Genomic DNA, 11,197 nt, shown 5'->3' with positions numbered 1-11,197 from the left:
TGCTCGACGCCGCCTGACCGGGCCGGCCGGCGTTCCGGCCGGCCCGGTCGGTGCCCCGATCGGCCCGGTCAGCCGGCGGGCAGGGCCGGTCGGCCCGGTACCCACAGCGGCACCCGGCCGGCGCGCGGCATGGAACGTGCCGCGTCCTGCTCCAGGCAGCCGGCCACCCGCTCCGGATCGCCCTCGCACAGCTCCACCAGCGCGGCCGCGGCGATCCGGGTGCAGCACAGCACCAGCGCCAGGGTGTCCTGGCGGCAGTGCCGCTCCCGCACGTACGCCTCGGCGCGCTCCTCGATCCGGCGGGCGTGATCCGGTCCGTCCTCGGCGGTCAGCGCCTGGACCCCGTGCCACACCAGGGTCAGCGCACAGGGCTCGGCCGGGTGCGAGGCGCCCTCCCGACGCGCCTGCTCCCGGGCCTCCGCCGAGCGCTGCCCGAGCCACTCCAGCGCCGCCGGACCGTCCTCCCGGCAGGAGCGCAGCACCAGCTCCGCGGCCCGGGCGACCACGGCCCGCAGCACCTCCGGCGCGGGCGCCCGCAACCCGGACGCGGGCCCGTCCCCGAACGCCAGCCAGGCATCGGCGAACGAGGCCGCCCGCAACCCGCCCACCCAGGCCGGCGCCCCGCCCTCCGTACTCAGCCAGTCCTGCGCCCCCAGCCGCACCAGCCCCACGGCCGCCAGGCGCACCGCGTCCCCGTCCAGCTCCCGCAACCATCCATTCCGCACCAGCACACACCCCCGTCAGCGGTTCATCCCCGTGAGGCTCATCCCACCACACCGGGACGGGAACGAACTAGACAGGGGCACGTCACAATCCGGAAGCGGGCCTTCCGGGTGGTTCTCCCGCGGGGACGGCCGCGCCGCGGGGGCGGGTGGCGGGATCGTCCGGTCGCGCTGCGGTCGGATCGGCGGCGCGGCGCGGCGCGGCGGGTGCGGCGGCCGCGTGAGAGTGACCGGCGGGAGCGCGCGGCCGCGGCCCCGGGGGCGGCGGGATCCGGCCAGGGTTCGGCCGGGTGTGCGGGCCGCCGCATGGGGTGGCCGGGTTTCGGTGTGACGGCCGTGGCGTGTTCGGTCGTTCGGGGTGTGGGCGTCGGGTGAGTTGGGCAGGGACGCGTCAGGACCCGGGCGGCTGTGCGGACGCCCGGTGCGTCAGGGCTGGGCCGGTCACGGCCCGCCGTCAGTGTGCCGTGAGCCCGTCGACCGGGCCGCGGGCGCCCTTCACCGATCCCGCCGGGTCGATCACCGGTAGCGGACCCCACGGATGGTGCGGGTGGCGTCCGGCGCGAGGGTGATCCGTTCGGGCCGGTCGACGCCCGCGGCCCGGACGGTGGGCGGGTGCGGCGCGGCGTGCTCGGCGAACGCGACCGGCTGGTCCGTGACTTGGGCGCCGGTGCGGTGGCCCGGGGCCTCGCGGGTGGTGCGTGCGGCCGTGCGGTCTCGATGGGCGCCGGACTCCAGCGTGCGGCCGGGAGCGCCGGCGCCGGGGAAGCAGGGGAGCGACGGGTGGGCCGGTTGCGACGGAAGGGACGGACCGAAGATGGATGTGACGACGCGGACGGCGGTCGCGGCGGACCGCGCAGCGGAGGGGGAGGCGCGACACCGGACCTCGGCGGGGGTGTTCTGGCGCTACTGGACCGGATCGCTGGTCAGCCGGCTCGGGAACCAGGTGTCCGTCGTGGCCCTGCCGCTGATCGCCGTGCTCACCCTGCACGCGACGGCCTGGCAGGTCGGCCTGGTCACCGGCGCCGGGTACCTGGCCTGGCTGCTGGTCGGACTGCCGGCCGGGGTCCTGGTCCACCGGCTCCCGCTGCGCGGCACCCAGGTGGCGATGGACCTGTTGCGCGGGGCGGCGGTGGCCTCGGTGCCGGTGGCGGCGGCCCTGGGCGTACTGGGCCTGCCGCAGTTGGTGGTGGTCGCGCTGCTGGTCGGGCTGGCGGGTGTGGTCTTCGACGTCGGCAACTCCACCTTCCTGCCCTCGATCGTCGCCAAGGAGGAGCTGACCGTCCGCAACAGCCTGCTCTCCGGCAGCAGCGCCGCGACCGAACTGGCCGGCCCCTCGCTGGGCGGGGTGCTGGTCCAACTCGTCGGCGGCGCGGCCGCGATGGTGCTGGACGCCGTCAGCTACCTGGTCTCGGCGGCCCTGCTGCGCAGTCTGCCGCGCGCGGAGCGGCCCGCCCGGCGGCCGGGCGGCGCGGGGATGTGGAGGCAGATCCGCGAGGGCTGGCACTTCGTCACCCGGCATCCGGTGATCGGGCCGTGTGCCGCCTACGCCACCGCGGTCAACTTCGTCTCCGGTGGGCTGATGACGCTCACTCCGGTGTTCCTGGTGGACGCCCTCGACGCCCCGGCCGCGGCCGTCGGCGCGCTGATGGCCACCGGCGGCCTGGGCAGCCTGGTCGGCGCCGTCCTGACGCCCCGGGTGGTCTCCCGGATCGGCAGCGGCGGGGCCCTGCGGTGGTCGGCACGGATCGCCGCGCTCGTCACCTTCCTGCTCCCGGCGGCCGGTTCGGGGTGGGCGGTGCTGCTCTTCGCCCTCGGCAACGCGGGCTTCGCGGCGGGCGTCGTCGTCACCACCATCGTCGCCCGCACCCACCGGCAGACCCACACTCCGCCGGAGCTGCTCCCGAGGGTGATGGCCACCGTCCGGTTCGTCTCCTGGGGCTCCATCCCGGTCGGCGCGCTGCTGGCCGGTGCCGCCTCCACGGCCTGGGGGCCGCGTACGGCGCTGCTCCTGCTGGCGGTGTGCGGCCTGGCCGGCCCGGTGATCCTGACGGCCGGTTCGCTCCGCCGTCGGCGCGACCTCGCCTGACCTCGGCCCTCGGGCTTCCCGGCGGTCCGCCGAGCCATCGCGAGATGTCCTGACGCAGCGTCACTGCCCGGTCCTTGCAAGGGTGTTGATTCGAGTGTCGAAGGCCCTCGCGCGGCACAGCCGGGGGAGTGGAGCGGCGGGGGCCGTGTACGGATAGCCTGGGTCGCCATGATGCGCGTGTGGATGCTTCCGGTGCTGTTGGTGCTCTGCGGTACGGCCGTCGCGGGCGGACTCGTCGTGAGCGGGAGCCGCGGAGCGGCCGTCGTGTACCTGCTGGGGTTCGCGGGGCTCGCGGCCGTGAGCTCGACCCTGGTCTTCCCGAAGTCGCTCGGCGCGGCGGAGGCGCAGCGCCGCAGCGCGGCCGACGGCCGGCCGGTGGTGTACTGGCGGCCGGGCTGCAGGTACTGCCTGCGGCTGCGGATCCGGCTGGGCCGGGCGGCCCGGCGGGTGCACTGGGTGAACATCTGGAGCGACCCGGAGGCGGCCGCGGTGGTGCGCGCGGCCAACGACGGCAACGAGACCGTGCCGACCGTCGTCGTGACCGGCCGGCCGCACACCAACCCCGACCCCGCATGGGTACGCGGACAGCTGTCCGCCGCCACGGCGAAGCGCTGACCGGCCGTCGGCGCGGCCGTACCGACGGCGGTGGCAGGGGATTTGAGTACGGCTCGGCGCCGGCGTGACCGGAGCCGTGCGGCCAGGGGCGTTGCAGTTCGGTGACACGGAAGGCTCCATTCCGTCGACTGTTCGCACTACCTTCGAACTGCACGCGAAGCCGCCCTCCGGTCCCCGCAGGAGAGGGCGCCGCGCGCTCCTCACCCGCACTTCGCTCAGGAGAACCGCATGCCCTTCTCGACGATCCGCCGCGCGACCACTGCCCGTACGCTGGCCGGAACCGTCCTGACCGCGGCCCTGCTGGTGCCCGCCGCGACGGCCTGCTCCTCCACGTCGGGCGCGACCGGCGCGGCCGCGCCGACCACCGCGTCGGCCGCCGCCACCGCGCCGCCCGCCGCGCCCGCCACCGAGCCTCCGGCCACGGCCTCCGCCGCGCCCACCCCGACCGGCACGCGCGGCGCCACCCCTCCGGCCGCCGCGCCCAGCGGGCACGCCGCGACCACGTCGGCCACCCCGCCCAAGGGGGGCCAGGGGGTCCGTACCGAGACCCTGGTGGACGGCAGCAAGGCCGAGATCCACGACCTCGGCAACCAGCACTACACCGCCAAGATCGTCAACGCCGGTCAGGTCCTCGCCACCATGGAGACGAAGGAGCACGACGACGGGCTCGACGCCAACGGCATGTTCGTCATGCTCTCGCTGGACGGCCGGATCCGCTCCTGGATGGGCGGCAGCCACCAGGGGCCGGGCACCTTCAAGCTGGCGGGCGGCTGGACGGCCAAGGTCACGAAGGTCGGCGAACTCCGGTACCGCGCGGAGATCCTCGGCAACGAGAACGCGGTGTACGGCACGCTGGAGGCGAACCAGCACGATGTCGGGGTCGACGCCAACGGCGTCTCCATCGTGCTCAGCGCCGGCGGCGAGATCAGCGCCCACGAGTGAGCGCGCCGGAACCCGGACACGCCGGACGGCGGAGCCACCGACCCGATCGGTGACACCGCCCTCCGTCCCTGGTCCAAGTCCCTTGGTGGCCAATGGTGTTGAGACCGGGACCGCTAGCGGACCTCGGCCACCAGGGCCCCGTACTTCGCCTTGATGTCCGCCTCGGCTGATTGCCACTGCGGGGTGTCGACCACGACGCCGGTACCGTCGATGGCGAGCGTCAGCCCGTCGATCACCACGCCCCTGACCCGCCACTCCTCGGTGTCCGCGCGGATCCGGTTCAGGACGGTCATGAGCTGCTCGCGGGAGCCCGCGGCGTCGGCGAACCGCACCTTCACCGTGGGCCAGTCGGCCGCCCTCGCGGTCACGGCGGCGTCCAGGCCGCTGCCGGGGACCCGCATCACGTAGAGCGTGTCCGTGTTCCTGTCGCGGCACGTGCCGAAGTAGTGGTCCGGGTAGTCGGTCATCGCCAGCGTCTCGATGGACTCACCCGCCTGGGTCACGCGGGCCTCCGCCGGGTCTTCCGACGACAGCGACGACGACGACGGCGAGCCCGAGCCCGAGCCCGAGCCCGAGGCCGAGGCCGAGTCCGTGGGCAGGGGCGACGGCGAGCCGGACGACGACGGGAGGCCGGAGAACGGCGTGCCTGTCGACGGGACGTCCGAGGACGAGTGCCCCGGCGGAGGGGTGGCCGGCGACAACAGGCCCAACCAAGGGGAGCCCGGCGGCGGCGTCCACGACGACGAGTAGCCCGACGAGGTGATCGCCGACGGCGTCTCCCAGGGCTGCCGGCTGGAGTGCTGGTGCCAGCCCGGTGTCCGCATCGACGTGGGCCCGTTCACACAGTTCAGCATCACGGCGGGGTGCCCCGGCGCCGTCGCCCCCGCCGTCGGAGTCAGCACGCTGAGGCCCGTCCCGGCCGCCCCCGTACGGTCGCTCCCGGGGCCGCCGCCACCGAGCTGCGTCAGCGCTCCCGCTCCGAGGACCAGTACCGCGGCCGCCGTCACCCCCCGCACGGCGGCCTGCCGCCGGGCGCGCCGACGCCCGGCCCGGTGCAGTTCGGCCAGCGGCGGGGTGCCGGCGATCCCTGCCGCGTGTGTTCCGAGCCGGGTGACCAGCTCCTCCTCGAACCTGTCCTCAGCGCTCACGGCCTACCAGCTCCCTCACGTTTTCCATGTCCTGTCGAAGCGCCTTGATCCCGCGCGCCAGGTGCGTCTTCGCCGTGGGCACCGAGCACCCCAGCTCCTCCGCCACCTGAGCGACCGGCAGGTCCAGGTAGTAGCGCAGCACCACGGCGGCCCGCTGCCGCTTGGGCAGTCCGGCCAGTGCCGCCGCCAGCTGGTCGTCCCGTTCGCCCTCCGGGGCCGCCGGTCCGTCCGGCAGCGCGGAGGTGAGCACTTCGCGTCTGGTCCGCCGCCAGCGCGAGACGTGGGTGCGGACCATCGTCCTGCGGACGTACCCCTCGGTCGCGGCCGTGTCCCGGATCGTCGAACGCTTCGGGTACACCTGCGCGAGGGCGTCGTGCAGCAGGTCCCGGGCGTCGTGGACGTCACCCGTGATCAGGTACGCCCCCCGCAGCAGGGCCTGGTACCGGGCTACGACGAACTCGTCGAACGGGTCGGATCCGGAGCCCCCCGGGAGGATCGATTCGCGCTTCATGCCTTCAGGACGCCCCAGCCACGGAAAACGGATGACAACCAGCCAGTATTCACGTGCACGGGGGCGCCGCCCCGCGCCGGGGGAGGGGCACCGGACCCGACGGTCCGCGAGGCGCCGTTCCGTTTTGGTCGCACATCTTGTGCGATGTCATGATCCGGCTCACACTTCCGATTTGCGAACACGTGTGCACTTCTGCGCGCGGCACGCGATCGGGCGGCGTCGCCCCCACGAGCCTCGACGGCGCCGGACCCCTCCGATCCGCACGCGCCAACCGGGGCGGGTCGCCGCGCCCTCGGACCGCGGCCCGCCCCTCGTCGTCCGTACCTTCCCCCCACGCGAAGGAGCTTCGGATGAAGCACCCGCGCACCCCTGCCCGCTGGCGGCGGCCGTTCGCCGTCGCCGCCGCGGCCGCCCTCGTCCTGACCGGCGCGGCCTGGAACGCCGCCCCGGCCGCCGGCGCCGCCCCGTACGCCCTGACCGTCGACGGCGGCGGGCCGCGCCTGCTGCAGGTGAGCGCCGACCCGTTCACCGACACCGGGACCGGAAGCCAGCACGCCACCGAGGTGGAGCCCGACACCTTCGCCTACGGCGGCACGATCGTCTCCTCGTCCCAGGTCGGGCGGTTCCCCGCCGGCGGTTCGGCCGCCCTCAGCTGGAACACCTCGCGGGACGGCGGCGCCACCTGGCGGCACGGCATCCTGCCCGGCATCACCACCCACCAGGGCGGCGGCAACTGGGCCCGGGCCTCCGACCCCTCGATCGCCTACGACGCCAGGCACGGCACCTGGATGATCGCCGGCCCGGTCATCGACGCGGCGATCAACCCCGTCGGGGTGACCGTCAGCCGCTCGGCCGACGGCCTGCGCTGGCAGGACCCGGTGCGGGCGGTCGGCTTCGACGGCCAGGGCTACGACAAGGAGTGGATCGTCTGCGACAACACCCCGTCCAGCCCGTACTTCGGCACCTGCTACATCGAGGTCGACATCCCCTCCTCCGACAACCTGGTGGTGATGTCCGCCTCCCGGGACGGCGGCGCCACCTGGTCCGCCCCGTCGGGCCCCTCCGGCGTCAACCTGGGCCTCGGCGGCCAGCCGCTGGTGCAGCCCGACGGCCGGGTCGTGGTCCCCTTCTCGACCGACACCACCTCGATCCGCTCCTTCAACTCCACCGACGGGGGCCGGTCCTGGGGCTCCACCGTCCTGGTCGCCGACGTCGTGGCGCACGGCGTCGCGGGCGGCCTGCGCGACGGCGAGGGCCTGCCCTCGGCCGAGATCGACGGCGCCGGCCGGGTCTACGTCGCCTGGCAGGACTGCCGGTTCCGGGCCGGCTGCCCGGGCAACGACATCGTCTACGCGACCTCGGCCGACGGGACCACCTGGTCCGCCGTGACCCGGGTGCCGATCGACGCCACCACCAGCGGCGCCGACCACTTCCTCCCCGGCCTCGGCGTCGACCGCGCCACCTCCGGGCACAGCGCCAAGCTCGGGCTGTACTACTACTTCTATCCGAACGCCGACTGCACAGACGCCACCTGCGAGTTGGAGGTCGGCTTCATCTCCTCCGCCAACGGCGGCGCCACCTGGAGCGCGCCGCGGACCGTCGCCGGCCCGATGCCGCTGTCCCGGATCGCCGCCACCGGCGGCGGCGCCATGGTCGGCGACTACCTCTCCACCTCCGTGCTCGACGGCAAGGCGGTGGCGATCTTCGCGGTCGGCAGGGCCCCGGCCGACGGCCAGGCCTACGACGAGGCCATGTACGCCGTCGAGGGCGGCCTGCCCGTCCGCGGCGGCAGCACCCCGTCCAGCACCGGTCCGGTCGCCTTCACCGCGCCCGTCCGGGAGCGGCAGCTGCCGCCGCCGGTCCGTCACTGACCCGCCACTGATTCACCGCTGATCCACCGCTGACCCACCCGGGCCCGCCCTCCCGCCCCACCGGGAGGACGGGCCCGGCCGCGTCCCGAACCGGGTCGGCGCGGCAGTGCGGCAGTACGGCGACACGGCAGCGCGGCGGAATCGACGGAATCCGGCGCGCGGCCCCAGGAGAGCACCAACCAGCTCGCCACGGGCGACTTCCCGGCCGTCATCGGCGACTGCCACGCCGTCCGCGACCTCCAGACCCACACGAGCATCGCCCCGCTGCCGGCCGAGGGAGTTCCCGCAACTGCCGGAGCTGGTCGCCCGGCACTACGCCGGCATCGTCGTAGAGGACGGCCTCCTCCTCGACGTGGGCTGCTCGACCGGTACCCTGATCCGCACCCTGGCGGAGCGTCGCCAGGGCAGCAGGGCCGGGTCCGGCCAGGCCATGACGGCCCAGAAGTACACCTGCTTCGAGGGCTTCCTGGCCGTCAAATGACAAACAGAGGAAGGTTTCTGGTGAGGCTTCCCGCCACTGGACAACTGATCGACCAGGACGTCACGGACGGGCTCGCCGAACTCGCGGGCTCGCTCGGCTACACCCCGCCCGTGGTGCTCAGCAGCGGCGTGGAGTTCCTCGTGTACCGGGCGAGCCCGCTGAGCGGCGCGGCGCACGAGGACGTGGTGCTGCGCGTGCCGCGCGCCCGTACGTTCCACACCGCGAACAACGTCGGCGTCGGCGCGGACGGCCTGCTGGAGCAGGAACTCCGGATCACCCAGTGGCTGGCCCCGGACGGCTTCCCGGTCGCCCGCGCCCTGGGCGTCGAGTACACCCGGACTGGCACGCCGGTGCTGCTCTCGGCCTTCGTGGACTCCGACGCCCAGGCGCCGGACTGGTCCGAGGTCGGGGCGCTGTTCGCGGCGCTGCACGCCAAGCCGGCCCCGGACCTCGCGCCCGTCGTCCAGTACGGCCGGCCCGTCCCCGACCTGCTGGCGCAGCGGCTGCCCGACCGGTTCGGCAGGCTGCTGGACCTCCGCCCGGGCCTGGGCGAACTGCCCGAGCGCGCGGCGATCGCGGCCCGGCTCGCCGAGACGTCGGCCGAGCCCGCGCTGCTCCACCTGGACCTGCGCCGGCAGAACCTGCTGTGCAGCCAGGGGCGGGTGGCCGCGCTGATCGACTGGTCCAACGTGCTGATCGGCGACCCCGCGATGGAACTGGCGCGGATGTCCGAGTACGCGCTCATCCCGGAAAACGGCCTGGACGAGCGGGCGATCCGCCAGGGCTACGAGGCCGCGGGCGGGAAGTCCTCCGTCACCCCCGCGGCCGACCTCCTCTACCGGCTGGACGCGGCGGTGATGCTGGCCCTGGTCTTCACCTCGGTGGCGCCGGACCCGCAGCTCGGGCCGGTGCAGACGGCACGGGTGGTCGAACTGCTGCGGGAGCTCGCCGACGTGTGGTGACGGGGCCGGGGGCGAGCCCCGTACCCCCGGTCACCGGACGACGGAAGGGACCGAGGCCCTCTGTGGGGCTCCGGTCCCTTCCGTCGTCCCACTCTGGTGTTTCGGCGCCGCGCCGGTAACATGACTTCCCCTCATGTTTCCGTCAGGAGGCTGTCATGCCGGACCGCTTCGACCTGCCGGCGGGGTTCCGCTGGGGTGCCGCCACCGCCGCCTACCAGATCGAGGGGGCGGTGAACGAGGACGGCCGCGGGCCCTCCGTCTGGGACACCTTCGCCGCCCGCCCCGGCGCCGTCCGCGACGGCCACACCGGCGCGGTGGCCTGCGACCACTACCACCGGTACCCCGAGGACATCGCCCTGATGAAGGGCCTCGGACTGGACGGCTACCGCTTCTCCGTCGCCTGGTCCCGAGTCCAGCCCACCGGCGCGGGCGCCGTGAACGCCGCCGGCCTCGCCTTCTACGACCGCCTCGTCGACGCCCTCCTCGAAGCCGGCATCACCCCGCTGCCCACCCTCTTCCACTGGGACCTCCCGCAGGGCCTCGAAGACCACGGCGGCTGGCTGAACCGCGACACCGCGTACCGCTTCGCCGAGTACGCGGGGATCGTCGCCGACCGCCTCGGCGACCGCGTCCCCGCCTGGATCACCCTCAACGAGCCCTTCGTCCACACCGTCTTCGGCTACGCCCTGGGCACCCACGCCCCCGGCCGCACCCTGATGTTCGAGGCCCTCCCCGCCGCCCACCACCAGCTCCTCGCCCACGGCCTGGCCGCCACCGTCCTCCACGACCGCGGCCTGGAGGCGATGCTCTCCAACAACCTCACCCCCGTCGAGCCGGCCACCCCCTCACCCGCCGACCTCGCCGCCGCCGAGGCCTACGACGCCCTCCACAACCGCCTGTTCACCGACCCCGTCCTCCTCGGCCGCTACCCCGACCTCACCGCCCTCGGCGTCCCCGACGACATCTTCGGCGCCGTCCACCCCGGCGACCTCGACCTCATCCACACCCCCGGCCTCGACGGCCTCGGCCTCAACTTCTACAACCCCACCCGCGTCGCCGCCGCCACCGAACCCGGCCTCCCCTTCGACCTCGTCGACATCCCCGACGTCCCCCACACCGCCTTCGGCTGGCCCGTCGTCCCCGACGCCCTCCGCCAACTCCTCCTCAACCTCCGCGAGTCGTACGGCAAGGCCCTCCCGCCCCTCACCATCACCGAGAACGGCTGCTCCGTCGAGGAGTCCACCACCCCCGACCAGCCCCGCATCGACTTCATGTCCGCCCACCTCGACGCCCTCGCCCAGGCCACCGCCGAAGGCATCGACATCCGCGGCTACTACACCTGGTCCCTCCTCGACAACTTCGAATGGGCCGAGGGCTACCACCAGCGCTTCGGCCTCGTCCACGTCGACTTCGCCACCCAGCAGCGCACCCCGAAGGCCTCCTACGCCTGGTACCGCGACCTGATCGCCGCCCACCGCGACTGTCACTCGTGATAGGTGGCCCCAGGTGCTGCGGGATGAACAGCCTCTTGACGCTTGCCGAGGGCCCATCTGGATGGGGCTGCCCGTAGCGGTTGTGCCTCGGACGCCAAGCAAGTGACAGGGTGCTCGACAGGTCGGCAGCCCATGGTCAGCGGTTCAGCCGGGACCGGTCGCGCGGGGACGGGACACCTTGCGACTCCGGCGCGCCCACCATGTCGGCTCCCGAGGGTTAGCGCCGAGGCCGTGGCGTTGCCAGGTCCTACGCCCATCTGGTCGATGACCTGTGCGACGGCGGCCGGAGTATCCCGATCTCACTGGCGGCCGTGTCGATTGCTCGACACCGTCCTCGCATTCGCCATCAGGGGCGATACAACGCGG

The 11,197-nt window shown here is 74.2% G+C and carries 11 protein-coding genes; 8 read left to right on the top strand and 3 right to left on the bottom strand.

The genetic code is table 11. From position 1 onward, the window contains the following. Positions 1-68: 68 nt before the first annotated feature. Positions 69-710: a hypothetical protein gene (locus tag ACWDD9_RS37515; RefSeq protein WP_449814060.1), complete on the bottom strand. Its 642-nt coding sequence runs from the start codon at positions 708-710 to the stop codon at positions 69-71. An 826-nt stretch (positions 711-1,536) separates the two neighbouring features. On the opposite strand from ACWDD9_RS37515, the gene ACWDD9_RS37510 reads away from it, so the two are divergent. From ACWDD9_RS37510 to ACWDD9_RS37500, 3 genes are all read left to right on the top strand, one after another. Next, positions 1,537-2,808, top strand: a complete 1,272-nt coding sequence (locus ACWDD9_RS37510) for an MFS transporter (protein WP_449814059.1) — start codon at positions 1,537-1,539, stop codon at positions 2,806-2,808. A gap of 168 nt (positions 2,809-2,976) precedes the next feature. Beyond that, positions 2,977-3,423: a glutaredoxin domain-containing protein gene (locus ACWDD9_RS37505; protein ID WP_449814058.1), complete on the top strand. Its 447-nt coding sequence runs from the start codon at positions 2,977-2,979 to the stop codon at positions 3,421-3,423. 228 nt (positions 3,424-3,651) lie between these two features. Beyond that, on the top strand, positions 3,652-4,365 hold the full coding sequence (locus ACWDD9_RS37500) for a hypothetical protein (RefSeq protein ID WP_380738068.1): 714 nt from the start codon (positions 3,652-3,654) through the stop codon (positions 4,363-4,365). 113 nt (positions 4,366-4,478) lie between these two features. Here the strand turns inward: ACWDD9_RS37500 and ACWDD9_RS37495 are convergent, their stop codons facing one another. After that, entirely contained in the window at positions 4,479-4,868 is a 390-nt protein-coding gene (locus ACWDD9_RS37495) for a hypothetical protein (RefSeq protein WP_449814057.1), read from the bottom strand. Here ACWDD9_RS37495 and ACWDD9_RS37490 point away from each other — a divergent pair. After that, entirely contained in the window at positions 4,846-5,115 is a 270-nt protein-coding gene (locus ACWDD9_RS37490; RefSeq protein ID WP_449814056.1) for a hypothetical protein, read from the top strand. The two genes, ACWDD9_RS37495 and ACWDD9_RS37490, sit on opposite strands and share 23 nt — an antisense overlap. A 387-nt stretch (positions 5,116-5,502) precedes the next feature. Here ACWDD9_RS37490 and ACWDD9_RS37485 read toward each other — a convergent pair whose 3' ends face one another. After that, positions 5,503-6,024 carry a SigE family RNA polymerase sigma factor gene (locus tag ACWDD9_RS37485; protein ID WP_053112272.1) on the bottom strand — a complete coding sequence of 174 codons (522 nt, stop codon included), beginning with the start codon at positions 6,022-6,024 and terminating at the stop codon, positions 5,503-5,505. A 350-nt stretch (positions 6,025-6,374) separates the two neighbouring features. Between ACWDD9_RS37485 and ACWDD9_RS37480 the strand changes: the two genes are divergently transcribed. The 4 genes from ACWDD9_RS37480 (at position 6,375) to ACWDD9_RS37465 (ending at position 10,831) form a co-directional block, all read left to right on the top strand. Continuing rightward, positions 6,375-7,895 carry a sialidase family protein gene (locus ACWDD9_RS37480; RefSeq protein ID WP_449814055.1) on the top strand — a complete coding sequence of 507 codons (1,521 nt, stop codon included), beginning with the start codon at positions 6,375-6,377 and terminating at the stop codon, positions 7,893-7,895. Between the two features lie 352 nt (positions 7,896-8,247). After that, positions 8,248-8,376, top strand: a complete 129-nt coding sequence (locus tag ACWDD9_RS37475; RefSeq protein WP_255357452.1) for a hypothetical protein — start codon at positions 8,248-8,250, stop codon at positions 8,374-8,376. 20 nt (positions 8,377-8,396) lie between these two features. Beyond that, entirely contained in the window at positions 8,397-9,338 is a 942-nt protein-coding gene (locus tag ACWDD9_RS37470) for a phosphotransferase family protein (protein WP_449814054.1), read from the top strand. Positions 9,339-9,493: 155 nt separating this feature from the next. After that, positions 9,494-10,831 carry a GH1 family beta-glucosidase gene (locus ACWDD9_RS37465; RefSeq protein WP_449814053.1) on the top strand — a complete coding sequence of 446 codons (1,338 nt, stop codon included), beginning with the start codon at positions 9,494-9,496 and terminating at the stop codon, positions 10,829-10,831. Positions 10,832-11,197 lie beyond the last annotated feature (366 nt).

This window comes from Kitasatospora sp. NPDC001119 (genome assembly GCF_053598475.1).
Note: the sequence above shows the minus strand (reverse complement) of the source record. Positions and strands in the feature narration are given on the sequence as shown.

Bases quoted from the DNA above. Each gene is read 5' to 3' on its own strand.
- ACWDD9_RS37510 (WP_449814059.1), top strand. From the start codon at position 1,537: ATGGATGTGACGACGCGGACGGCGGTCGCGGCGGACCGCGCAGCGGAG.
- ACWDD9_RS37505 (WP_449814058.1), top strand. From the start codon at position 2,977: ATGATGCGCGTGTGGATGCTTCCGGTGCTGTTGGTGCTCTGCGGTACG.
- ACWDD9_RS37500 (WP_380738068.1), top strand. From the start codon at position 3,652: ATGCCCTTCTCGACGATCCGCCGCGCGACCACTGCCCGTACGCTGGCC.
- ACWDD9_RS37490 (WP_449814056.1), top strand. From the start codon at position 4,846: ATGGACTCACCCGCCTGGGTCACGCGGGCCTCCGCCGGGTCTTCCGAC.
- ACWDD9_RS37485 (WP_053112272.1), bottom strand. From the start codon at position 6,024: ATGAAGCGCGAATCGATCCTCCCGGGGGGCTCCGGATCCGACCCGTTC.
- ACWDD9_RS37480 (WP_449814055.1), top strand. From the start codon at position 6,375: ATGAAGCACCCGCGCACCCCTGCCCGCTGGCGGCGGCCGTTCGCCGTC.
- ACWDD9_RS37465 (WP_449814053.1), top strand. From the start codon at position 9,494: ATGCCGGACCGCTTCGACCTGCCGGCGGGGTTCCGCTGGGGTGCCGCC.